This is a genomic window from Hufsiella arboris, from assembly GCF_009834875.1.
In the GTDB taxonomy this organism is placed as follows: domain Bacteria; phylum Bacteroidota; class Bacteroidia; order Sphingobacteriales; family Sphingobacteriaceae; genus Hufsiella_A; species Hufsiella_A arboris.
On sequence record NZ_WVHT01000004.1, the window covers coordinates 453,461 to 478,320 of the forward strand.

The window sequence follows — 24,860 nt, forward strand, 5'->3', positions numbered from 1 at the left end:
CCCAGCATGACGATAGATTACGGTCCGCGATACCAACGGCCGTCAGTCTGAGGCTCTCGAAGACTGGTGCGTTGGGCGACCGGATTTGCGTTCGCTTCCTCTATGCTTCGAGCGCCAGCATGACAAAGCAGTTCGATTCTGTAAAATGCTAGGGTCTGTACTGGGTGCTCGAAGACTGGCGCTATTACCTGAAGCCGGCAGATTTGTTAAGCACAAACCGCTTATTTCTTTTTCTTAAAAACAGATTCGATATCAATCTTCGGTCCGCTTGTCTTTGAACTCTGGTAATCCGACGGCGACTTCTTATTAAGTGAACTTGCCGTTTTTTTCTTGTCTTTACTCATGGTAGCTTTTTTAATTAATGGGCGTTTATCCCTGGTTATTTACTTTCACCAGGTTGAAATTCAGATCTTCATAATGATCGATCCGGTATTGTTTTAACATCTTCAGGCCTTCTGCTGCCAGGCCAGCCAGCATATTCATATAACTTAAGGCTCCTTTCCTGGCCATTTCTACAGCCTGCTTCCGGGTTTTGTAACCATAGAACATCGCCTTATCGGCAGGTAAAGAATAGGCTCTTGACGACAAGCTACTGGAATTTGGCTCGTTAAGCTGATCTGCGTTGACCTGTTCACGCATTAATGGCTTAAAGTCATTGGTAGACACTTCTGTGATCGCTGTATCGTTTTTAAAAACACGATAATATTTATTGAAACTATCTTTCATGATTGGGAAATTAAATAAAACTGGTGCTTGAAACTTAAATGAAAAAGGAGACAACGCAGATATAGGTGTGCACTGCGTCAGCGGTTCTTAAAGGTAGTGTTATTAATTGGTAACCAATGCCTTATTTGAATTTATAATTTGTTAAGGCTTCGACTCCACTCAACCTGGCATGGAGTGATGGAATAATATCGGTGCCTTCCGCAGAACGCTATCATAAAAAACTGATTGATTAACTGGCTCGTATATACTCTTAATACAGGCATCATGGAAAAACATTTTGGACAGCAAGTAGAATATCGTGTCAGGAAAGATGGTTACAGTATTACCAACCTGGCCCGGGAACTATATGTGAACAGGCGCTCGGTCTACAACTGGTTTAATCAGCGTTATTTAAAGCCGGAAATAATTTTTCGAATCGGATGTGTGATTCGCTATGATTTTTCTAAAGATTTCCCGGAGTTGTTCAGCACCGAAGAATTCGGGCACATCTTTTCAAAACGTGACACTACGGTTAGTTATAGCGGGTGGGATCAGGAAGAAGAACTATGGCAGGGAAAATACCTTGTACTGCTTGAGAAATACCAGGAATTGCTGGAAAGTCAGCCTGAAAAGGAGCTTCACTGTGTTTCCTAGGCTTATTCTTTTCCAGATAAGCGGGCTGAGGTAAATAAAAACCTTAGCCCTGGGGTTCCTGCTTAAACAATCCGGGCAGAACCACCTTCGCAACTAAAGCCGATATCAATAAAGTCGCTGCATGAAAAAGGCCCGTGATTTGGAAAGAACGTATAAAAGCATTCTTTGCAGCTTCTATCAGTTGATGACTCCTGGCCGGGTCAAGCTGATCAGAAATTAACCGGGTATTTCCGATCGTCTGTTTCGCAGGTTCTAACAGGTCGGCAGATAAACCAGGAATGTTGACATCAGCCATAGTCATCCTGTAGACTATTGCACCAATACTTCCTAATAAAGCGATTCCCAAAGACGACCCTAAATTGGTACACGTTTCGGATATACCGGCCGCTGCGCCGGTTTTATTGGGCGGCGCTGCAGCAACAACAATATCTGTATTAATTGTAACGAGCATCCCGCAACCAGCTGAAATTAACACGCCTGCACAGATCAGTAATGGCAGGCCGTCCTGGTCAACAAACGATAATACGAGAAGGCCCGCTCCCATCAGACTCAATCCTGCCGCAGTCAGATTCCCCCGGTTGAAATGCTTTACAAGGATCGGTGCGGTTATGCATGACACGATACTCATCAGCGCGGAAGGTATTGTCGCTAAGCCGGCTTTGAACGGCGACAGGCCAAGTACCAGTTGCAGGTACTGCCCAACGAAAAAGAAAATTCCCGCCCAGGTGAATAAGGCCAGCGCAAGAACTATCAGCGCTGCATTGAATTTCCTGATCCGGAAAAGTGTCATATCGATCAGCGGATGTGCCAGCACCTGCTGCCGTCGTAAAAAGACAAGTCCGGCTATAACTCCCACAGCTAATGTGATAGCTGAAATGGCGGTGGGTCCGCTTTCCGCAAAACTCTTTATGCCATAAACAAAGGACAATACCGAAAACAGCAACAGTGCCACGCTTAACAAATCAAACGTCCCCGGGTGCGGATCTTTAAACTCCGGAAAAAACATAGGTCCGACTATAATAAAAGCGAGCATAACAGGCGCTCCCATTAAAAATACCGATCCCCACCAGAAATGGGTAAGCAGAAGGCCTCCGACAAAAGGGCCCAGCACCGTGCCTGCGGAAAAGAAGGTCGTCCAGATACCGATTGCCATCGTGCGCTGCTTATCGTCGTGGAACATATTACGCAAAATTGCCAGCGTCGAAGGAAGGAGCGTCGCACCGGCCACTCCCAACAGCCCGCGGGCGGCAATCAGCATTCCGGTGCTTGAAGAAAAAGCGGCGAATACAGATGCGATTGCGAAGCAAACGGCACCCGCCAGGAGCAGTTTCCGCCTGCCGATCCTATCGCCTAAAGTTCCCATCGTAATGAGAAAACCAGCTTCCATAAATCCGTAAATATCCGTTATCCATAGCAATTGCGAATTGCCCGGCTGGAGTGCGGCACTTATCTCCGGCAGGGCGAGATAGATCACCGTGGTATCCATCGATATCAGCAGCGTCGGAAGCGCTAACACTGCCAGGCCTATCCACTCTTTTCTTCCGGCAAGAGCAGGAACGGAAATTTCGGGAATTACTGTACTCATACTGGTTTATTTTTCTAAACTTACCAGTATTGCCGGCATTAAACGGGGGCGGTATGCGACAAAAAGAGGATGCTTGCGACAGGATAAGCGAGGTAATTTTTCGCGCCTCTCGGCGGCTATGAGCCCGGCTGACAATAAAAATAGCATGGCCAGATGTTTATGAAAGTTAGTCCGCCTCTCCGCCGGCGGCTGGCTCTTTCTTTTCTCTTGAAAGAAAAGAAACAAAAGTTCAAGGCTTCAAATTTTTGCGCTAAAAACCCGGTGATCCGGCCTGTCGCAATCAGAGCCGTGGGAGTGGAAGTGACGTATGATTGCTTTTGCAACACTCGCTAATCGCTTATTACAAGACGGTTTGAGTATTATTAGTGGCCGAATCATCGTTTTTTCTTAACGCCAAAAATTTGCAGGCCGCAGACGTACTATCAACGGCAGTAAGAATATGATCGTTTGCCGGGGACAGCAATTCATGATCTGTAGAAACTTGGATTAGGGCAGGAAGCCAACATTCAAATTGTCATAGGTTTTTCCGAAGCACGCACCGGCCTTCGAAGATTTGGAAGTAAAGGCCTGCTTCGACTCCGCTCAGCATTTTAATGTTACCGAAATATAGTGGTGGCCTGTCATGGTGAGCGGAGTCGAACCATGCGCCTAAAAGATTTACTGAGGATTTACGACAAATATTCGGCAGCCTTGATTTACTCAGCTGTATTTATCGTTTTCAATTGTCTTCGTGGTCTCTTCACCCTACGGGTGCCTCGGCATTGTTAAACTTTGTATCAAGACAAAGTTTATAGGCCTCGGGCGGCTATGAGCCCGACTAACAATAAATAGGCACCACCAGCTGTTTATGAAAGCTAGTCCGCCTCTCCGCCGGCGGCTGGCTCTTTCTTTTCTCTTGAAAGAAAAGAAACAAAAGTTCAAGGCTTCAAATTTTTGTGCTAAAAACCCGGTGATCTGGCCTGCCGCAATCAGAGCCGTGGCAACGGAGTGACGTATGATTGCTTTTGCAACACTCGCTGATCGCTTGTATTACGAGACGGTTTGAGTCTTATCCGTGGCAAAATCACCGCGTTTTCTTAACGCCAAAAATTTGCAGGCCGCAGACGTACTATCAATGGCAGTAAGAATATGATCGGTTGCCAAGGACAGCAACTTATGATCTGCAGTAACTTAAATCGATGGCAGGAAGCGAGCGATCAAGCTTCCACGGTCTGCTCCGAAGTACGCTGGCAAGACGCAAGTGCCTGCAAGAATTAAAAACAGTAGCAGCTATTTAAATTTTACAGTGCCAAGCCTATAGCGCAACGGTTTTGCGATGTGTTTGTATTTACTTTCGACTAAGCAGGGACGAGCAAAAATAAGCGCCCCTGTTTTAATTGCGTATTGGCCTGTGCAGAGAAGGCACCTAGCGGATTGACAAGATCTATTCAGTAGCTTTTAATTGTTTTTAAAGGCCTTCATGAGCTTGCTTGCAGCAAGGTTTTGTTTCTTTCCATCGACTGGGAAAGAAATGCCATGCCGGCACGAGGCATAAAATAATTCAACCGCTCTCCGCCGCGGGGGCACCCTCCTTTTTATTCAAGTTGTTAATTGTTTCAATGGCTTTCATGAGCTCCTTTTAGTCGGTTCTTGATAAAAAGGAGGCAAAAATCAAGAAAAGAAATAAGCTTCAGCCGCACTGTCACACGCATGGCCCGAGTGCTGAGCGTGCGCAGGTTGGCGGAAGCCGGATGGAGCATCTTTTCAGTCCCCCGCTCGCCGGATTTCACGCCGACTGTAAAGCGCCACAAAGCCTGATCATAGTGTTTTCTTCACGCCAAAAATTTGCAGGCCGAAGACGTACTATCAAAGACAGTGATCTATGATCGGTTGCCGGGGACAGCAATTCATGATTTGTAGTAACTTAGATCAGCGGCAGGAAGCTGACATTCAAATTCTAACAGGCCACTCCGAAGCACGTACCGGCCTTCGAAGATTTGGAAGTAAAGACCTGCTTCGACTCCGCTCAGCATTTTAATGTTACCGAAATATAGTGGTGGCCTGTCATGGTGAGCGGAGTCGAACCATGCGCCTCAAAGATTTATTGAGAATTTGCGACAAAGATTCGGCAGCCTTGATTTACTCAGCCGTATTTATCGTTTTCAATTGTCTTCGTGGTCTCTTCACCCTACGGGTGCCTAGGCATTGTTAAACTTTGTATCAAGACAAAGTTTATAGGCCTTCGGGCGGCTATGAGCCCGGCTGACAATAAAAAGGCACAGCCAGTTGCTTATGAAAGTTAGTCCGCCTCATTGCCGGCGGCTGGCTAGTTCTTTTTTCTTGATAAAAAAGAACGAAAAAATCAAGGCTTCAAATTTTTGTGCTAAAAACCCGGTGATCCGGCCTGTCGCAATCAGAGCCGTGGGAGCGGAAGTGATGTATGATTGCTTTTGCAACACTCGCTGATCGCTTGTATTACGAGACGGTTTGAGTATTATCACAAAGCCGGACCACCGCGTTTTTTTAACGCCAAAAATTTGCAGGCCGACATCGTGCTATTAACGGCAGCAAGAATATGATTGGTTGCCGGGACAGCAATTCATGATCTGTAGTAACTTAAATCAGGGGCAGGAAGCTAACGTTCAAGCCTCTCCGTGCTACTCCGAAGTACGCTGGCAAGACGCAAGTGCCGGATAAATTAAAAACAGTAGTAGTTTCCTTAAATTTTGCAGTGCCAAGCCTATAGCGTAGCGGTTTTGCGATGTATTTGTATTTACTTTCGGCTAAGCAGGGACGAGCAAAAATAAGCGCAATTGTTTTTAATTGCGTATTGGCCTGTGCAGCAAAGGCACCTAGCGGATTGACAAGCCCTTTTGTTTCCTTTTGGGGCTATCAAAAGGAAATGCCCGCAGGCATGAGGCCTAAAATAATTCAACCGCTCTACGCCAGCTATGTTCTATTACTGCCGCGCAACGTTACACGCTCCACCTCATAAATAAACATAAACATGCTTGCTGCCGCAATAACCCCAAACGTATGCCACAGAAAATGAGTCCCCAGGGGCAGCAGGGCCGAGCTGTCAGTGGCTCTGAAGAAAAGAGCGATAGTAAAGGCGGCTAACCCAACCAGTATGTAACGTCCGTTTTGCCAGCGTTGCCTGATCAGAAGGACCAGTATAGGCAACAGCACCATCAAGGCCATAACGCCGTAATTGATATTGATACCTAGCTGCAGTTCATTTCTCATAATGAATCGCCGCACAAAAAACTCAACTAAACCGAATGCAATAAATACCAGCAATCCGTAATACCATTTGCCCAGCGCCCGTATCCAGAAATAAACGCTGGCAGCAAGGCATAGCAGCATGATCGGCATCCAGTCCATCATAATAAAAATACTCCAGCGTCTCAGGCCGTGATAAGTCGTTCCCCCGATACTACCGATTAACAGCAGCCAGGCACAGCCACTTAAAAACTTATGGCGTTTATCGAATCCTTTAAGCTTAATCAGCCAGAAAATAGCCAGAATCAAAAACAGGCCTGAAGTGATTGTGTTCAAGGGCTCGGGGAAGGTGTGACTGAGATTCGTTTCGGCATACATCATCCCACCATCGGCGGGCCGGGCAATCTGGGGCATAATACATTAAATTTATTAAAGTGTGAATATGGTTAATACCGGGATTATGCCGGATATTTTATTTACAACTAATTAACTACGCTTCCGCCACTAAGTTTTAATGTATGGCGGATACAGTCCGGCAGCTCATCCTGGTAGTGCGTTACATAAATCAGCGTCAGATTTGTTTCCCGGAACATGGAATCGACCAGTTCTTTGAAATGCCGCTGCTGCTGTTCATCCAGTCCCTGGCAGGGCTCATCAAGTATCAGCAAGGGCGGATTTTTCACCAGCGCCCTGGCTAATAAACAAAGCCGCTGAACACTTGCAGGTACCTTTTTAAATAACTGCTTTGCATGTTCCTGTATCCCAATAAGCTCCATCCATTGCATGGCAATTGCCGCAAGCTTTATCGAACTCGCACGAAACAGTCCCATTGTATCGTAAAAACCCGATTCAACAACCTGCAGACAGTTTGAACTCGTTGCAAAATATTGAAGCATTTCCGGAGATACATAACCGGTTTTAGATTTTATGTCCCATATACTTTCGCCGCTGCCCCGCTTTCTGTCGAACAAAAAAATATCGTTTGAATATGCCTGAGGATTATCGCCGTTTACAAGGCTCAGCAATGTCGACTTACCGGCTCCGTTATGCCCCATCAACGCCCATGCCTCACCCTGCTTTACCACCCAGTTTACGTCCCGGAGAACGGTGACGTCGCCATATCTTACGTTAACGTTTCTCATGCTAATGATCTCATTATATACTTCTACTGGTTTGGCAGACAGAAGATCATGAAGTTTAGCCTGGTCTGCTTCTTTTAAAGCAGGGATATCGACCATATCGGGTTTAAAATCGCTGCGATGCATTTCATTAATGATTTGCCCTTTATCCAAGATCGCCACATGAGTAAGCACTTCAGGTATTTCCGACGGCGAAGTAGCCATAATAACGGTTATCCCGAAATTGACAATGTCATTAACCAGCGAATGAAGTTCTTTGCGAGTGTCGGTATCAAGGCCGGTAAACGGACTGTCAAGTAGTAACAACAGCGGATTTCGCAGCAGTGATGCGGCAATCAGCAGGCGCCTGGTTTCCCCGTTTGAAAGCTTGATAAGCTGTTTATCAAGCAAGCTGGTGAGATGCAGCCGCTCTGTCACTTTCTGAACTGTCCAGTAATTCCTGCCGTCCGGAATTTTAATTGCAGTCAGGTAATCCTTTACAACCATCGCGTCTTCCGAGTCTTCGGAGTTATAGCGTTGCTGGTAATAAAAATCGGAAGTATTTGACAGATTCTTAAAATGATGTTTTTGAGGAACGTACGATATAAGATGCTGGTAAGTAAACAGCGGATCGTCAATACGATGCCGGGAGACATATTCATCGTGAAAACCGTAGGAGACTTCGGTACCGGTAATATTCAGCTTTCCGGCGATAGCGGCAAGTAAGGCGCTTTTCCCAGAACCGCTTGGCCCAAGCAGTGCCCAACTTTCGCCTTTTTTAACACTGAAGCTGAGGTTTGAGAAAAGCTTCTGATCCAGGTACCTGATATCGGCATTTCTAAGTGACAAAAAATTCATCGCACACGATATTCGTAATTAAAAGCTAATTAAAAAATTCTTCCGGATAACATATCAGTTACAGTATATTGCATTACTAAAAAAAGGCATTTAGATGCCCGTGTAACAATGAAACATTCAGCTATTCTAATTAACGTTTATTAATCTTCAACTAAGTACATGCTCAGTATCCGAAATATCGTCAAGCAGTATGCCAGCCACCGCGCATTAGACGATGTAAGTCTTGAAATCGAAAAAGGTAAAATATTTGGCCTGTTGGGGCCTAACGGCGCAGGCAAAACTTCGCTGATCCGTATTATCAATCAAATCACAGCGCCTGATGCGGGTGAAGTTTATTTTAATGGCGAGAAGTTAAATCCGGACCATATAAACAAAATCGGATATCTGCCGGAAGAACGCGGACTTTATAAAAAAATGAAGATCGGCGAGCAAATGCTTTACCTGGCGCAGCTTAAAGGCATGTCGAAAAATGATGCCGTCAGCCGTATTAAATATTGGTTTGAGAAGATGGAAATCCAAAGCTGGTGGGATAAAAAAGTGGAAGACCTCAGCAAAGGAATGCAGCAAAAGGTACAGTTTGTGGCAACGGTAGTGCACGGTCCGGAGCTGCTGATACTCGATGAACCCTTTTCCGGATTCGATCCGGTTAATGCAGAAATGATCAAGGACGAGATCCTCGAACTGAATAAAAAAGGAGCGACAATCATTTTCTCTACTCACCGCATGGAGTCCGTGGAGCAGTTGTGCGATAATATCGCTTTGATCAATAAATCGCATAAAATACTTGACGGCCGACTGAAAGATATTCGTAATTCGTACCGGAGCAACACTTACAAAGTTGAGTATACCGGCGAACCGGTAACAATCGATCAGCCTGAATTCGAAACGATATCAGCCTCTGCGCATGAAGAACTGCAAACCCTGACAATCAAGTTAAACAATGGAAAGTCGGTAAACGACCTGCTGTCGAGCCTGATGCCCAAAGTAACCATACACCAGGTAAACGAGGTTATACCGACAATTAATGATATTTTCATACAACGTGTAAGCGAAAAAGGCGCTGTAACCCTTTAATCTAAGCAATCATGAATAAAATATTACTCATCATACAACGTGAATATATGAGCCGGGTGCGGAAGAAATCCTTCCTGGTGATGACTTTCCTGGTTCCCGGCCTGATCATCGGGATGTACGGCCTTATTGCTTATCTAACAATCACCGGGGGAGACAAACTGGCAAATGTTAAGGTTCTGGATGAAAGCGGCGTCTTCGCGGGAAAATTCAAAAACACCAAAAGCGTCCTTTTCAGCGACATAAAAGGGAATGTTGCAGAAGAGAAGAAGAAGGTCGCCGGGGAAGATGAAGGCTTCCTGCTTTACATACCGACCAATATTCAAACCGGCGGAAAGACTGAAATGTACTCTAAGAAGAAAGCCGGCATATATGTTCTGAGCAATATCGAAGACCAGATGAACGAGATCATGCGGACGAAGCAGCTTCACGATGCTGGCATTGACCTCGCTACGCTGGATAAGATCAAACCGGATTTTACTATCGACTCGAAAGAAATTACCGCGGAAGGCGAAAAAGACAGCAGCTCGGGCGCCGCCTATGGTGTTGGTTTTGCAGCGGCAATATTGATTTACATCGCCTTGTTTATTTATGGCTCACAGGTGATGCGAGGTGTTATCGAAGAAAAAACCAACCGTATTGTTGAAGTAGTGATATCTTCCGTTAAGCCTTTTCAACTGATGATGGGCAAAATTATCGGGATCGGTTTGGTCGGACTTACCCAATTTCTTTTATGGATCATATTGTCCACTACATTGACGAGCGTTGCCAGCTCCGCTTTCTCACGCCCTGACCCTGCGCCGATTGTAAAAACACAGCATCAGACAGGCTCACAAAAGAAAATGGCCGATGCTCAGAAAAGCGCCAGCGACGGGCCTGGTGCCGCCTTTATGAAAGCTATGGATACTATCGACTTCAAGTATATCTTAGCGCTTTTCCTGACTTATTTTCTGGGCGGCTTTATGTTGTATAGCGCATTGTTCGCCGCAGTTGGCTCGGCTGTCGACAACGAAACGGAAACCCAGCAGTTTATGCTGCCGATAACGCTGCCTTTATTGTTTACTTACATTATGGCTTTCAGCTTTATTGTAAACAATCCTGATAGCACCTTATCTTTCTGGCTGAGTATCATCCCTTTCACCTCGCCTATCGCCATGATGGTTCGGATTCCTTTCGGTGTCCCCGGCTGGGAAATCGCGCTTTCCGTCGCTTTGTTGATTGGAGGGTTCATCCTCACCACCTGGATCGCATCACGCATCTACCGTGTTGGGATATTGATGTATGGAAAGAAAACCAGTTACAAGGAGTTGGTGAAGTGGTTTAGTTATAAGGAGTAAGAACAAGTTTATATTTGAATAGCCATTCCGGCCTGTCAACTGACAGGCCTTTTTGCGATAGCCTCGAAACACAGACGTTAGATATCTGATGCTGTTAGCCCTTCAATATCAGCAAGTCAGTCAATGAATAATCAAAAATATTGATTAATATGCATCAACCAATTAACCAATTCATGAGAAAAATATTTCTAAGCCTTTTGTATGCCCTGGCAACATTCAGCCTGCAGGCGCAAACGAATCCATTGACAGCCAGCCAGGGAAAGACCACGCTAAACTTTTCACTTTCCTCACAGGGCGAGCCGAAATACACGGTGAAGTTCGCTGGTCGGGATGTAATCAGGCCCTCAGCATTGGGTTTCGTTCTAAAGGACAAAACATCATTCGATAAGAACTTTGTGCTGCTGTCTTCGGAAATTAAAAATGTCGACGAAACCTGGCAACAGCCCTGGGGAGAAGTGAGCCAGGTGCGCAACCATTACCAGGAACTAACAATACACTTAAAACAAAATACGACACCAGCGGGTCTGTTAGACATTATTTTCCGCGTGTTTGACGACGGCGTCGGCTTTCGTTACCATTTCCCGAAACAAGAAGGATTAAACTATTTCATCGTTTCGGATGAACTGACACAGTTCAACCTAACCGGCGACCATAAAGCCTGGTGGATTCCCGGCGACTATGATACGAATGAATATTCTTACACTAACTCACCGCTGAGCAAAGTCGATGCTTTCCCGGTACGTGATGCCGCAACCGATATCGCTGTTCGCGAAGTTGCCGACCGGTATTCCGTCCAAACGCCGCTGATGCTTAAATCGGCCGATGGTTTATATCTGAATATACATGAAGCAGCGTTGGTTAATTTTCCGGCAATGCAACTGCATGTTGATAGAACAACATTTGGCTTGTCTTCTAGCCTGGTGCCCGATGCCGTGGGAAACAAAGCGTATTTGCACGCACCTTTCAGCACGCCATGGAGAACCATAATGGTAAGCAACAAAGCCGCGGACATACTTTCGTCGAAAATGATCCTGAACCTGAACGAACCTTCAGTGATTAAAAATACCGACTGGATCAAACCGATGAAATTTGTGGGCGTATGGTGGGAAATGCAGATCGGGAAAAGTACGTGGAGTTATGCAAAATCAGCAGATGATGTAGATGCCAGCGGGAAATTGATTCCAAGCGGCAAGCACGGCGCCAACACTGAAAATGTTAAACATTTTATTGATTTCGCAGCTAAGAACGGAATCCAGGGTGTATTGGTGGAAGGCTGGAACGTTGGCTGGGAAGACTGGTTCGGTAACTGGAAGGAGAATGTTTTTGACTTTATTACTCCCTATCCGGATTTCGATGTCAAAGCTCTTCAGGACTACGCGAAGGCCAAAGGCGTTAATATCATTATGCATAACGAAACCTCCGGTTCTGCTACAAACTACGAGCGGCAGCTTGATACCGCCTATGGCTTTATGAACAAGTTCGGCTATACCTCGGTAAAAACAGGTTATGTAGGCCGGATCATCCCACGTGGCGAACATCATGACGGACAATGGATGGTAAATCATTATGAGCGCGTTGCCCAAAAAGCTGCAGAGCATAAAGTGATGGTCGACATGCACGAACCTATGCGCCCAACCGGTTTGCAACGCACCTATCCAAACTGGCTGGCCAGTGAAGCCGGGCGGGGTAACGAATATAACGCCTTCAGCACCGGCAATAACCCGGAACACGAAACTATTATGCCATTTACAAGGCTTATCGGCGGACCGATGGATTATACTCCGGGCATCTTCAAAATTAAAGGTTACTCTGACGTTCCGGGACGGCAGGTTCATACCACGCTTGTCAAACAACTTGCACTTTATGTAACCATGTACAGCCCATTGCAAATGGCTGCCGATCTTCCTGAGAATTACGAACAGCATATGAATGCATTTCAGTTCATTAAAGACGTTCCGGTTGACTGGGATGACACACGGATCCTGGAAGCTGAACCGGGTGATTTTGTAACTATCGCCCGAAAAGGAAAAGGAACAAATGACTGGTTTATTGGAGCAGTAACAGATGAAAACGCCCGCGTAAGCACGATCAATCTCGACTTTCTTGACAAAGGAAAAAAATACGAGGCGATTATTTACGCTGATGGCTCGAACGCAAGCTGGAACAACAACCCGGAAGTGTATTCAATTAAGAAAATGACGGTTACGTCAAAATCAAAGATAAACCTCGTTTTAGCTGCAGGCGGCGGTGCCGCTGTCAGTATTAAACAATTATAGCGTTCCGGATAATTCATTTAAATCAAAGGAGAGCGGGCAACAATTGATTTGTTCCCGCTTTTTTGTTGTACATAAGTATATTCGCTAAACACAATGAAAAACAGAACCGCTGTTATCGATCTGGGTACAAATACTTTCAATTTAATCATAGCCGAAAAAAATGAAGGGGCGTTAAACGAGCTCGTCCATTTAGAGGAAGGCGTTAAACTTGGCGAAGGCGGAATTAATAAGGGAAATATCCAGGAAGCCGCTTTTCTGCGTGGAATGCAAATGATGAAACATTTCTCAGGATTGCTGAAGAAATATGAAGTTTCAAATTATAAAGCAATAGCCACGTCCGCCATCCGCAATGCAAAAAACGGTCCGGACTTCATTAAACAGGTTAAAGTGCAAACCGGAATTGTTATCGAATCCATCAACGGACAAAAGGAAGCGGAATATATCTATGGTGGAGTAAAATCGTCTGGCGCTTTAAGCGATAAGACCTCTTTAATTCTCGATATCGGTGGCGGAAGCGTGGAATGTATTCTGTGCAATCACTCGGAATTATTCTGGAAAGAAAGTTTTGAAATTGGAGCTGCAAGGCTAATGGATATCTTTCATAAAGAAGATCCTATCCCGTCAGAAAAAATCACCGAACTGAACCGTTACCTGGAAGAAAAACTGGAACCTTTATTCGAGCAGTGCAAGATATTCAAGCCACATAATCTCATCGGTTCGGCTGGCGCTTTTGACACCTTTGTTGAGATGATCGAAACAGAGAAAGGAAATGATGTCGATCTGAGAGAACTGAAAACTTATCTTTTTGATTCGATAGCCTTTGCGGAAATAACAGATTGGCTTTGTACATCCAGTCACGAACAGCGTATAAATCGAAAAAGCATTATTCCCCTCCGTGTCGACATGATTGTAACGGCATCCATACTAACGGGATTTATTATTGAGAAGCTGGGAGTAAAAGAAATTGGAATGTCGGCTTATTCGATGAAAGAGGGGATATTAAGTAAGCTTATACGCTAAAAAGAGCTCTTGGATTTCCTGAAAAAGTCTCCGATCGTTTTAATAACGTCGATCTCTATTAATCCATGCCATCTTATCATAAGCGATTGCAGACCCTGTAACTAATCGTACAGCAACCGCTTTTTGTCAAATCTTTTCATACGGCCCTGAGAACGGTCACTATGTTTTATAACGCGAGAAAGAGGTTAGAAGTAATCGCTGTCTTCCGGGGGCGTCAGGCTGAATTGTAATTTAATTGACGTGAAAATTATGGACAATTCCTTATACAACCTTGACAATGATGAAGGTGTTGGCACGGTATTGCTATAATTTAAAGGACAAAAAATATAAAGTCCTTAAGCAAAAAAGTAGTTGAACTTGTTTGACGTCTTCGGAAACCTTGATCAGCTCAAAAAACTTTAATGCCTGGGGATTTAAAATTAACAGCTCTCTTATAGAAAATTATGAAAAAACTTATTTTAACTGTATTCGCTTTAACAGCGTTAGCGTTTTCGTCGTGCAAAAAAGGCCCCTATTATGAATATCAAACTTCTCTTTTCCCCGATCCGGTAACCGATGACGGAACTATTTCACACGATTATATCGCTTCACATAATGACTGGCTGTGCACAGGAATAGAGCACGGCAACGGTAAGCAACATAGAAACAATCAAACTGCTATGCTCTTTAAAACCGGGCTGGATAATCCGGTTGGTAAGAAGGCTTATGCTGCAAAATTAATTGAGCCAGTTGATCCTTCTTTCGCAAAAGACCCACAGTACCAAAAAATAGGTTTTAAGATTACCGGAAAGAAATTACTTGAATTGACCCTGTATGCAGAAAATCATCAAACTGATTCTTATCCCTGATTAGCAAAACTATCGGGCCAACGCAGGTGCTTAAATGCCTGGAAACAACAAATTCACGGATAAAATATCGCTTTGAGATTCCGGAACGCGGTATTTTATCCATTCGCATATTCATACAACTTCGAGTAACTGACGTATTTTTGCTTAACTTATAAGCGCTGATAGAATCCGGACGGCCTCTATGGATTTACTAATAAAAATCTCCGACCGGTTTAAATAAAGTGGTTTAACCCAGAAAGAGGCCTTTTAGATCTTTGGCGTCAATACCGGTTGGAGGCCTTACTGACTTAGGGACAAACATTGACTTAAAAATTACGGGAAACTTGTCAAAACAGTCGTTTATCCACGCTGGAGTAGTCGCCGGCATCGGCATGCATAAAATTTATCGCTTAGGCGTCAAATAGCCTCAACAATTCCTGGTACAACTTTTCCGTTGGCAATCCAACCACATTGGTATACGACCCATTGATTCGTTCAATTCCGATCAAACCGATCCATTCCTGGATACCATAAGAACCGGCTTTATCCATCGGCGCGAAATTGTCGACATAGTATGTTATCTGTTCATCCGTTAGCGGACGGAAATAAACTTCCGACACATCGTAAAACGAATGCATTTTATCCTGGTAAAACAGGCAGACGCCGGTAATGACCTCGTGCATATTGCCTGCAAGCGTTTGCAGCATTGCAACCGCATGCTCGGGACTTCCAGGTTTACCAAGTATCTGTTCGCCGATTACAACAATCGTATCGGCCGTTATAACTATTTCATCTTCCACCAATTCATCGAAGGCTTCCGCTTTCTTTTCGGCGATAAAAAGTGCAACTTCTTCAGGCCGGAGATTATTGGGATACGACTCATCCACATCTTTCAGGACTACTCTAAAATCAAGGCCCAGAAGTTTTAAGAGTTCCTGGCGGCGTGGCGACTTTGAGGCAAGGATAATGGGCTTTGTCTGATTCATAATCTTAAGCAGATGGAATACTGTCGTCGTGTGCGGATGGCTCGGCATCATACCATTTCTGCTGCACTTTTAGGACCTTTTCAATCACATCACGTACGCAACCGGCGCCACCATTTTTAGGGGAGATATAGGCACTGATCGCTTTGACTTCCTCAACAGCGTCTGCCGGGCAAGCCGAAACGCCGACGGCTTTCATAACGGCAATATCCGGCACGTCATCCCCGATGTAAAGCACCTCGCTATCAACTAACGAATGAGTTTGTTTAACCTCGTTGTAAACATCGATCTTTTTGTCAATACCGAGGTGAACTTCGGTGATGCCAAGTCCGTTAAGTCGTGCAACGACACTTTTTGATTTTCCGCCGGAAATGGCGCAGATCTTAAAACCTTTTTTAACGGCAAGCTGCATCGCGTAACCATCACGCACATTGAATTTTCGCAATTGCTCGCCTGTTTCAGTAACAAGCACGGTGGCGTCCGTTAAAACACCGTCAATGTCGAGAATAATTGCTTTGATAGAATGAAGCTTTTGAAGAAACATCTTAAGATTATTGGTTGTCTCTCCACTCGTAAACCCAGGCCGATTGAATTTGCTCCAAATGCCCTTCAGTTGATTCCTCACGTGTACCGGCAAAATTCGGCAATTGCAAAATCCACTCGAGCAAATCGGTAAACCTTATACGGTAAATCTGCGATTCGCCGAATTCGTCGCCAAACTTTTCGTAAAGGCCCATGGCAATATCTTCGTGGTCGTTCCAATGTATCGGAAGGGCGTATTTATCTTGTATCATATTTCTGCTAAATAGGCTGAAAAGGTAATTATTTTAGTTTTGCCAAAGGTATTTAAATTCAGCAATGCTTTGTCTCCTGTGAGTAAATGCGTCGCTTTTCCATCTTTACATAGAGACAGCAAAAAGTTATCTTTTGGATCCGGTGAAATTGTTACCTCTGATTTAACATCCACAAAACTGGCAATTTCATGAATTCGATTAAGCAATGCATTTAAATCAGAAACGGAAAAATATTTATTAAATTTTGGCCTTTGGGCGACCTCTAAGAATTCGCTCAGAAGGGTTTCGCTAAATAAAACAATCGCTTGTGTTTTCTTTAAAATTGTATCTAAGTCGGTTAATTTACCTGTTAATAAAAAACTAATCCAAAGATTTGTATCAATAACGATGTTATGCTTTTGATTTAGCATATCGTTTTTCTCTCACGAGCTCAACTTCTTTTATTATCTCGTCATCAGAAATGCTTAATTTTTTGGCTTTTGACCTAAGCCTGCCGACAATGTCAAAAAAACTTTCTTCCTGAGGATTTTTAATAGCAATCAGATTCAAGTCAGCCAGATCCTGAAGCAGCTTTTTTGCTTTTGGATTTAAGATTTCAATTTGCAATGTCATATACCAAGATACTAAATTAATGCCCTAAAAACTGGTTCTGATCAGGGAAAGTAACCTCAATATCGCCATCAATTATTACGCACTGACAGCCTAGTCTTGAATTGATCCTTGGATTAACAGCACGGTCAATAAAATCCTCTTCCTTATCAGAAATCTCCTGGATGTTATCCATACCCTGGTTCACGTAGATATGGCAGGTACTGCAGCCGCAAACACCGCCGCAATTATGTTGTAATTCTATATTATTTTCAAGGCAAACATCAAGAACCGACTCACCTTCTGCAACGGGCAGTTCGACAGGTTCCATTCCCGCTTCCTCGAAATTTATTTTAAGCTTGTAAACGTCCATGTGCGGCAAAATTAACCAAAAATGTCAAAGCGATTAATCTTTATGGTATAAATTGATGATCTGCTGACTGAGCAGCTCATAAACAGCCAGAAGAGTTTCGTCGTTCTTCAAAAAATCCATATGCTTATGAATGATTGCCTGGTCGTTTCTTACAGCAGGCCCGGTCTGAACATCCTCCGGATTGAACGTTGCAACCTTATCCGCAACCTCTCTAATCAGGGGTATCAATAAATCGAAATCAAGTCCGTTCTTAGTAAGAACGTGTTTAGCTAAAGTGTACAGGTGGTTGGTGAAATTACTGGCAAAAACAGCCGCCACGTGCAGCGAAAGCCTTTTTTCAGAATCAAGTTCGATAACATGATTACTGATATCTTGTGCGAGGCCTTTAAGTTTATTCAAAACATTGTCAGAAGATGCCTCAACAGCGAGATAAACTTCCCGCATATCAACTTCTTTAATTTTCGAAAGGGTTTGTAGCGGATAGAAAACACCGTATTGCTGGTTGTTATTCAATACGTGTAACGGAGTTGAACCTGAAGTGTGTACAATGATGGCACGCGTAGTGTTTAAATTTTTGGCAACATCCGCGATTGCGTCGTCCTTAACCGATATAATGATCAGATCGACCTGCTGACTTAGATCAGAAAGTTTATAAACAGCTTCGGCCTTTACGTGATAAGCCAGGATATCCGCATTCGCCTGAGTCGGACTGTAAACCTGAACAATCTGGTGACCCGCATTTTTAAAGGCGGCTGCCAGGTGCGTTGCCACATTACCCGAACCTATAAAGCTGATGCGCATAGCTAAGACGCTTTAACAGTCGTTATTTTGTTTTCTCTAATACGTCTGAAGATTGACAGCAGAAATCCGATAACCATGATGATCGTACCGCCCCAGAAAAGGTTGATATATGGGAACATAATGGCTTTCATTACGATCCATTTCTTTTCTGCTGGTTTCTTTTGGTAGACCATTAATTCGAGCTTATTCTTCTCGGGCAGGATATGAGTGAACCGCAATTTCAGGCCGGCCTCTTCAATCGTTTTTCCAAAGTCGAACTCATTGCCGCTTTTAAGCAAATAGACGGGCTCGGTAGTAAACACCTTATTTTTGGTATGGACTTCCAGCGTCATGCTAACGGCCAGATCGCCATTTGCAATTGGGATATTCTGGATTTTAGCGTTCCTATTCACCGCTTTAACCAAAATAAATCCCTCGCGGTAGCGAACCGTATCACCGATATTAACTTGTTTGGTAAGCGGGTCCAGGTAGTTCTCATCATCAGAGTGACTTTCATGGGAATGCTCATCCGTATTTTCCGTAATTACCGGAACACTGCTCACGTGAGTGTAAATATCGTAGGTAAGATAATGTTTGGTATCCGGCGAAGCGACCAATCCCATTTTCGGATTTTGCTGCGCATTGGGATAAAGATTAAAGTCTTCCTTCACCTTCCCGGTTTTGTCATCTACAGCTTTATAATTTACTTTATAAAAGGTATTTGGTCCAACTGTCGTATCGCTCAGGTAAGTAACCGAATAGCGGTTAATTTTAACGGTGCTATCCTGGTAAAGCATCAGGTTCTCACCCGGTTTATTGTCTTTTTCAAATCCGGCAACCGGAATCGATCCGTTGCTGTTAACGGTGATCACTTTATTTGTTGCCGCAGCGATTAACGCTCCTAGCAAAATCAAACCAAAGCCTATGTGAGCAACCGCCGAACCGGCCAGCTTCCATTTCCCTTTAAGTGAATCGACGAGGACTTTACCGTTGCTAACAACTGCAAAAAGCGAAGTAATGATCAGAAGCACCAATATTACGTTGGCAATTTTGGTTATCCACACGAAAAGCGCAGCCACCAGCAGTGATATCACGATGCTAACAGTGAGGCTTTTAAGCACTTTTTTCACATCCGTATTTTTGTATTTCAAAAACTGGGTGAAGCCAGATAGCAAAGCGATCACGATAGCAAATGGAACCTGCCACTTATTGTAGTGCTCAACCGGGTTGGATGGCGGAGCAACTTTGGTTTTGAAAATGGCATTAAAAACAGGTATCGATGTAGTCGCGATAATCTGAACGCAGGCAACGGTCAAAACCAGTGCGCCGATAAACATCCAGAATTCGCGGGAGAAAGTTTCTTCATCTTTCTTTGAGATGGGAAGTTCTTTCCAACGTTTTACCAGGAAAAATATAGCGATAGCCGCAAATAACGCAACATCAACTACCAAATGCCAGTACATTCCCAAATCAGTGAAAGCATGTACCGAAGTTTCCCCTAACACGCCGCTCCTTGTCAGGAAAGATGCATAGAGAACCAGCACAAAGCTAATCAGTACAAGGAAGATCGCTGTAAAAAATGAATGGCCCGAGTTTTTATATACGATCAATACGTGAACAGCAGCTATCAGCGTAAGCCATGGGATGATAGACGCATTTTCCACCGGATCCCAAGCCCAAAAGCCTCCAAAGTTTAAAGCTTCATATGCCCAGAATGAACCCATAATGATTCCCGTTCCTAACACCATCACGGCAAACAGCGTGTATGGCATCGCAGGTTTAAGCCACTCGTTATATTTACGCTGCCACAAACCAGCGATTGCATACGCAAAGGGAACGATCATGGATGCAAAGCCCAGGAACAGGGTTGGCGGATGAATTACCATCCAGTAATTCTGTAATAGTGGATTAAGGCCGTTGCCATCCTGGATTAATGTCAGATAATCCGGGCGGGAAAAGATCGGCGCTTCAAGCGCATTTCTAAGCAAAATAAATGGTGAGCTTCCAACGCGGGTTCCTAAAATCTCTACCCCGATAAGCATTGAAGCCAGCATCGCCTGCGAAATCATGACGATCGTTAAAACCGGACCTTCCCAACTCTTAGCCTTCCAAATCAGGATGTTAGCCAGAACAGCCTGCCAGAACGTCCACAGCCAGAAGCTTCCCTCCTGCCCTTCCCAAAAACAGGAAACGATGTAGTAGACTGGTAACGCTTTCGAGGAATGCGCCCAGGCATAATGATATTCAAATAAGTGATTGTAAATGATGTAAAAAAGACTGGCACCAATTCCAATAACCGAAATTGAATTTAACCAGGTTGAAACCCGGGCGATTGTCTGCCAGGAGTTATCACTTTTATCCTTGATTGTAAAGAAGTAGTAGCTGATTGCGGCGAGAAGCGCTGTGCCAAATGATAAAATAACAAAAAACTGTCCCAGTTTTCCCGGCAACAGGTGTTCACCTGCGAATTGTATATCCATTAACTAAAGTGGTATTAGGTTGTAGGGCTGGCTTTTACCTCAACCTGGTCTTTGTTGTATTTAGAAGGGCATTTCATCAGGATCTTGGAAGCGTGAAATTCATCGCCCTTCATTTGGCCGGTCAAAACAATCTGTTCTGATTTTTCAAAGTCCTGCGGCTTTGTCCCATTGAAAATCACTTTACATTCAGTTCCTTTATCATCGGTCATATAGAAAGCGAAATAATTTGCATCCTGCTTGGGATTATAGATCATCTCCTTTCCTTTATCCAGATGACCCACTACGTGTAATTCAGATTGAGTTTCTTTCGCTTGCGAAAAGTTTCCGTAAGTGCTTGAGTCTGCGTAGGTACTGATGATTACGCCAATGGCAATCGCTATAATGATAATTCCTATGATGGAGCTTTTTTTCATTTAATTATTCCTCGATAATCTTCCCGAATGCGCAAAATTACATCAAAAAGCTCAAAGCAAAAAGTTTTAAATGGTAAAGCTTTTGTGGGAATAATCGGCAAATCAGCGGCTTAGGAGTTCTGACAGTTAGATGATAATTGGGTAATTAGATAATTGATGACGTCAGTTTTAATTGTAAAGGATATTGGCTTTGAATTTAATTCGAAAATGAGCGGTCGCAATTCTTGGCAACAGCAGACCGATGAAAAAAGGAACTTGCTTTACAAAAAAATAGAATATTAAAATTTGCTTATCCAAAGTAGTTAGAAGAGCCTTGTTTTGCCAACAGAGTCGTAACAGTAGGCACTAATTGAAAATGAGCGGCAGCAAATCTTGGCAACAGTAGCCCCGCTCTTTATTTCAAGTTTTTTGCGAACGGTTATGACAAACCGAATGTCTGTGACAGCAAAAAAGCTTTCCATTTCAATCGGGTTTATTGTACCAAGGCCTGCTTTTTCATCGGCCCGGTTGAGAATTAACAACCACTAACGAAAAATGCGAGCTTATTGCCCGCATTTCATTCAAGTTATATCTAACACAACTTGCTTACGGCCAGATTCCCATATTCATGTAAGAAACCGCCACTTTATCAATCGAACCTACAAATGCTGCCGTTCTCAGGCTGTCAATCTTCGGATTGTTCATTTTAATTTCGCGGATCTCGTGGTACGAACGGATCATCGTGTCTTCAAGTCCCGAATTAACAAGCTCAAGTTCCGAAGCTCCTTTGATAATCATTTTACGCTGATCTCCCGAAAGGTTTACGCCGGTAATTGACTCCAATGTATTAACAAGATTCAGATTCGCATTTTCTTCGTAACGCTTGTCCATACGGCCAAAAGCAACGTGCGACAGATTTTTCAGCCACTCAAAATATGAAACCGTTACCCCACCGGCGTTACAGTACATATCCGGAATGATAATTCCGCCACGTTGAAGAAACGCTTCAGCAGCTTCCGGAGAAGTTGGACCATTAGCACCTTCAGCGATAATTTTTGCTTGTATACGACCGATGTTTTCCTGTGTGATTTGGTTTTCTAACGCAGCCGGAACTAAAATGTCGCATGGCTGCTCTAAACCTTCAGCAGAGTTTCTGAATTCTTTCTTGGCTCCGGAAAATCCCAGGATCGAACCAGTTTGTTTGCGATGAGCGAAAACAGCGTCTAAATCCAGCCCGTCTTCGTTGTATATAGCGCCTTCAAATTCGCACAGACCAACGACGATTGCGCCATATTCAATCAGGAACTTAGCCGAATTATAACCAACATTACCCAAGCCCTGTACAATTACTCTTTTATCCTGTAATCCGGCAGTCAAGCCCAGCTCCTTCATATCTTCCGAAACGCTAACACACTCACGAACGGCTATCGCCACTCCTCTTCCGGTGGCTTCACGCCTGCCGTTGATACCGTGCAATGCGATTGGCTTTCCGGTAACGCAGCCCATAGCATCCAGCTGCCCAGGATTCATAGTATAATAAGTATCGGCGATCCAGCTCATTTCGCGTTCGCCGGAACCATAGTCAGGTGCTGGAACATCAATACCAGGGCCAATAAAGTTTTTCTTGATTAATTCAACGGTATAACGGCGAGTAATTGTTTCCAGTTCAGCAACGGTGTAGTTTTTCGGATTAATCTGAATACCGCCTTTCGCGCCGCCAAACGGCACATTTACGATAGCGCATTTATAAGTCATCAATGCGGCGAGAGCCATAACTTCATCTTCATTAACCATTTCGCTGTAGCGAATACCGCCCTTTGTTGGCGACATATGGTGCGAGTGTTCGACACGCCAGGCGTGGATCACCTCGAAACTGTTTCCTTTCCTGATAGGAAATTGAAAACGATATACACTGTTGCAAGCCTTGATCTGATCCAGAAGCCCTTGCGGATGATTTGTAAATTGTGCGGCGTGGTCGAAAAACTGACACACGTCATCAAAGAAATGAGTATTTAACGGACTAACGTTTGTGTTTGCCATAATCGGTAACGGATTAAATGGATAGCATTTTTAAAATAAGGCTACAAAGTTGCGTTAAAAAAGTTCACTTTTACAAGGCAGGGCCCCCTTAGTGTATTTGGCACACAGCGAACTGAAACTTACAAAAACAGCCTTTAAATCGTTTAATAAAAGCTTTTTCGTACTAAGAATTTCTTTCAATTTTTTTTAGCCGGCGGTCCAGGCTGAATAAAAAAACTGCAATGCCGACAAATACGACAGCGATAACTGCTACAACTACGTAAATTTTGCCTGAACTGCGCATGGTGTCGGCCATCTCTGCTCCCTGTTGAGCAAACGATGATACAGTCAGGAAACTAAGCAGGATAAATAAAATGAAATGCTTCATGTAATTAAATTTCTTCCAATTTTTTTCTTTCGGCAACACGCATTCTGAATCGAAGGGTTGCTATCCAGATTCCCAGAAATATCCAGCCAAGATCGGCAGGATAAAAAACGAGTCTCATATAACTATCCAGGTCATAACGGCCAAAGGCAGGATTACCGCCGTTTCCAGGATGAAGCGAATCTGTCATGCGGGGCAGGATAAATATCAGGACCAACATAATAGGAAACGCGAAAATGTTATAAATTGCCGATAAACGAGCGCGTTTCTGCTCTTCTTCAATCGAATTCCGAAGAACTAAATAAGCACAATAAACCAAAAATGCGATGGCCGCACTGTTTTGCTTTGGGTCATTACTCCAGGCTTCGCCCCATGTATATTTAGCCCAGATCATCCCGGTAACTAAGCCAAGCACATAAAAAAGCAGCCCCGTGTTAACACTTTCTACAGCGATCAGGTCGTAATTTTCATCTCCCTTCAGCAAGTATTTTACACTGTACCAAACAGAAATTCCAAACAGTACGCACATGGAAAACCACATTGGTACATGGAAATATAAGTTCCGGATAGTTTCATGAATAATTGGGAGAGCGGGAACCGGCAGCAATAATCCGGCGATAAACGTATAAGTAACCAGCAGTACCGCTAAAACTTTCCACCAGGTTTGATAAATAAACTTCATAATTAATCACGCCAAAGGTATGGAAATAACAATAAAGAAACAGTAACAACGATGACGTTGATCGCCGCCAACACACCTATCTCATCGTAACTTACTGAGCGGTCAAGGCCGTCCATCGCGTTTTTCGACAATTTGATCAGCACGATAAGCAAGGGAATAATTACCGGAAAACTTAATATCGCCATCAAAGTCGAATTATTGCCGGCACGCGAAGCTATACCGGAGATCATCGTAAACACACACGAAAAGCTGATACTCCCGATAACGACCGACAAAAAATAATATAGAGGGTCACCTAAGGGATTTTGAAAAACCAGGCTGTACACCGAAATTGCTACGACAGCCAACACCAGCATCAGCATCACATTGTAAATGATCTTGGAAATAATAACGGCCTGCGGACTGACGATGCTGTAATAGTATAGTTGCCGGGAACGGCTTTCCTGCACAAAACTTTTGGAGATTGCATTTATCGACGCAAAAAGCATGATGATCCAAAATAAGGCGTTCCAGGTAAGCGGATCAATTTTTCGAAAAGACAGGTAGCACACGAAAATGGTGGAAACGACATAAAGCAAAATTCCGTTGAGAGCGTATTTCGAGCGCCACTCCAAAACAATTTCTTTTTTTACCAGCGTTTTTACCTGAGCAATTAAGTTCATGAGGCGCAAAGATACATGCTCACTTGCCAGTTTCCACACATTTTGTAATTTACCGGCATGTTCTGCTCGT

General features: G+C 43.9%; 24 protein-coding genes. 6 read left to right on the forward strand and 18 right to left on the reverse strand.

Annotated elements, in window-relative coordinates:
• Nucleotides 1–221 precede the first annotated feature (221 nt).
• Together GS399_RS20990 and GS399_RS11145 are read right to left on the reverse strand one after the other, a co-directional pair.
• Nucleotides 222–344 (reverse strand): hypothetical protein, encoded by a 123-nt coding sequence (locus GS399_RS20990; RefSeq protein ID WP_255491642.1) that lies wholly within the window; start codon nucleotides 342–344, stop codon nucleotides 222–224.
• A gap of 25 nt (nucleotides 345–369) precedes the next feature.
• Entirely contained in the window at nucleotides 370–726 is a 357-nt protein-coding gene (locus GS399_RS11145; protein ID WP_160844696.1) for a hypothetical protein, read from the reverse strand.
• A 264-nt stretch (nucleotides 727–990) separates the two neighbouring features.
• On the opposite strand from GS399_RS11145, the gene GS399_RS11150 reads away from it, so the two are divergent.
• Nucleotides 991–1,359, forward strand: a complete 369-nt coding sequence (locus GS399_RS11150; RefSeq protein ID WP_160844697.1) for a hypothetical protein — start codon at nucleotides 991–993, stop codon at nucleotides 1,357–1,359.
• 43 nt (nucleotides 1,360–1,402) lie between these two features.
• Here the strand turns inward: GS399_RS11150 and GS399_RS11155 are convergent, their stop codons facing one another.
• From GS399_RS11155 to GS399_RS11165, 3 genes are all read right to left on the reverse strand, one after another.
• Complete coding sequence (locus tag GS399_RS11155) at nucleotides 1,403–2,944, reverse strand: MFS transporter (protein ID WP_160844698.1); 1,542 nt, start codon at nucleotides 2,942–2,944, stop codon at nucleotides 1,403–1,405.
• Nucleotides 2,945–5,872: 2,928 nt separating this feature from the next.
• Entirely contained in the window at nucleotides 5,873–6,559 is a 687-nt protein-coding gene (locus tag GS399_RS11160) for a hypothetical protein (RefSeq protein ID WP_160844699.1), read from the reverse strand.
• Nucleotides 6,560–6,627: 68 nt separating this feature from the next.
• Entirely contained in the window at nucleotides 6,628–8,121 is a 1,494-nt protein-coding gene (locus GS399_RS11165) for an ATP-binding cassette domain-containing protein (RefSeq protein ID WP_160844700.1), read from the reverse strand.
• A 159-nt stretch (nucleotides 8,122–8,280) separates the two neighbouring features.
• On the opposite strand from GS399_RS11165, the gene GS399_RS11170 reads away from it, so the two are divergent.
• The 5 genes from GS399_RS11170 to GS399_RS11190 all read left to right on the forward strand — a co-directional run bounded on the left by GS399_RS11170 (nucleotide 8,281) and on the right by GS399_RS11190 (nucleotide 14,673).
• Entirely contained in the window at nucleotides 8,281–9,195 is a 915-nt protein-coding gene (locus tag GS399_RS11170; RefSeq protein WP_160844701.1) for an ABC transporter ATP-binding protein, read from the forward strand.
• 11 nt (nucleotides 9,196–9,206) lie between these two features.
• A complete protein-coding gene (locus tag GS399_RS11175) occupies nucleotides 9,207–10,529 on the forward strand; it encodes an ABC transporter permease (protein ID WP_160844702.1) in 1,323 nt (440 codons plus the stop codon).
• 173 nt (nucleotides 10,530–10,702) lie between these two features.
• The gene (locus GS399_RS11180) at nucleotides 10,703–12,805 is read left to right on the forward strand and encodes a glycoside hydrolase family 97 protein (protein WP_160844703.1); all 2,103 of its coding nucleotides are present in this window, start codon (nucleotides 10,703–10,705) and stop codon (nucleotides 12,803–12,805) included.
• Between the two features lie 93 nt (nucleotides 12,806–12,898).
• Nucleotides 12,899–13,825: a Ppx/GppA phosphatase family protein gene (locus GS399_RS11185; RefSeq protein WP_160844704.1), complete on the forward strand. Its 927-nt coding sequence runs from the start codon at nucleotides 12,899–12,901 to the stop codon at nucleotides 13,823–13,825.
• Between the two features lie 443 nt (nucleotides 13,826–14,268).
• Nucleotides 14,269–14,673 (forward strand): hypothetical protein, encoded by a 405-nt coding sequence (locus tag GS399_RS11190; RefSeq protein WP_160844705.1) that lies wholly within the window; start codon nucleotides 14,269–14,271, stop codon nucleotides 14,671–14,673.
• 389 nt (nucleotides 14,674–15,062) lie between these two features.
• Here GS399_RS11190 and GS399_RS11195 read toward each other — a convergent pair whose 3' ends face one another.
• From GS399_RS11195 to GS399_RS11255, 13 genes are all read right to left on the reverse strand, one after another.
• Nucleotides 15,063–15,638, reverse strand: coding sequence for a Maf-like protein (locus tag GS399_RS11195; protein WP_160844706.1), 576 nt, complete (start codon nucleotides 15,636–15,638; stop codon nucleotides 15,063–15,065).
• A 4-nt stretch (nucleotides 15,639–15,642) separates the two neighbouring features.
• Nucleotides 15,643–16,179, reverse strand: a complete 537-nt coding sequence (locus GS399_RS11200; RefSeq protein ID WP_160844707.1) for a KdsC family phosphatase — start codon at nucleotides 16,177–16,179, stop codon at nucleotides 15,643–15,645.
• A gap of 7 nt (nucleotides 16,180–16,186) precedes the next feature.
• Nucleotides 16,187–16,429, reverse strand: a complete 243-nt coding sequence (iscX, locus tag GS399_RS11205; protein WP_160844708.1) for a Fe-S cluster assembly protein IscX — start codon at nucleotides 16,427–16,429, stop codon at nucleotides 16,187–16,189.
• Nucleotides 16,426–16,839 carry a putative toxin-antitoxin system toxin component, PIN family gene (locus GS399_RS11210; RefSeq protein WP_160844709.1) on the reverse strand — a complete coding sequence of 138 codons (414 nt, stop codon included), beginning with the start codon at nucleotides 16,837–16,839 and terminating at the stop codon, nucleotides 16,426–16,428. The genes iscX and GS399_RS11210 overlap by 4 nt, the downstream gene beginning before the upstream one ends.
• On the reverse strand, nucleotides 16,820–17,041 hold the full coding sequence (locus tag GS399_RS11215; RefSeq protein ID WP_160844710.1) for a hypothetical protein: 222 nt from the start codon (nucleotides 17,039–17,041) through the stop codon (nucleotides 16,820–16,822). Before GS399_RS11215 ends, GS399_RS11210 begins: the two co-directional genes overlap by 20 nt.
• Before the next feature lie 16 nt (nucleotides 17,042–17,057).
• Nucleotides 17,058–17,390 carry a 2Fe-2S iron-sulfur cluster-binding protein gene (locus GS399_RS11220; RefSeq protein WP_160844711.1) on the reverse strand — a complete coding sequence of 111 codons (333 nt, stop codon included), beginning with the start codon at nucleotides 17,388–17,390 and terminating at the stop codon, nucleotides 17,058–17,060.
• A 33-nt stretch (nucleotides 17,391–17,423) separates the two neighbouring features.
• Nucleotides 17,424–18,191 (reverse strand): Rossmann-like and DUF2520 domain-containing protein, encoded by a 768-nt coding sequence (locus GS399_RS11225; protein ID WP_160844712.1) that lies wholly within the window; start codon nucleotides 18,189–18,191, stop codon nucleotides 17,424–17,426.
• 2 nt (nucleotides 18,192–18,193) lie between these two features.
• Nucleotides 18,194–20,650 (reverse strand): heme lyase CcmF/NrfE family subunit, encoded by a 2,457-nt coding sequence (locus GS399_RS11230; protein WP_160844713.1) that lies wholly within the window; start codon nucleotides 20,648–20,650, stop codon nucleotides 18,194–18,196.
• Between the two features lie 14 nt (nucleotides 20,651–20,664).
• A complete protein-coding gene (locus tag GS399_RS11235) occupies nucleotides 20,665–21,063 on the reverse strand; it encodes a cytochrome c maturation protein CcmE domain-containing protein (RefSeq protein WP_160844714.1) in 399 nt (132 codons plus the stop codon).
• Between the two features lie 585 nt (nucleotides 21,064–21,648).
• Nucleotides 21,649–23,082 carry a Glu/Leu/Phe/Val family dehydrogenase gene (locus GS399_RS11240; protein WP_160844715.1) on the reverse strand — a complete coding sequence of 478 codons (1,434 nt, stop codon included), beginning with the start codon at nucleotides 23,080–23,082 and terminating at the stop codon, nucleotides 21,649–21,651.
• A 163-nt stretch (nucleotides 23,083–23,245) separates the two neighbouring features.
• A complete protein-coding gene (locus tag GS399_RS11245; RefSeq protein ID WP_160844716.1) occupies nucleotides 23,246–23,449 on the reverse strand; it encodes a CcmD family protein in 204 nt (67 codons plus the stop codon).
• 4 nt (nucleotides 23,450–23,453) lie between these two features.
• A complete protein-coding gene (gene ccsA / locus GS399_RS11250; protein ID WP_202409430.1) occupies nucleotides 23,454–24,128 on the reverse strand; it encodes a cytochrome c biogenesis protein CcsA in 675 nt (224 codons plus the stop codon).
• A gap of 2 nt (nucleotides 24,129–24,130) precedes the next feature.
• Complete coding sequence (locus GS399_RS11255; protein ID WP_160844752.1) at nucleotides 24,131–24,790, reverse strand: heme exporter protein CcmB; 660 nt, start codon at nucleotides 24,788–24,790, stop codon at nucleotides 24,131–24,133.
• Nucleotides 24,791–24,860 lie beyond the last annotated feature (70 nt).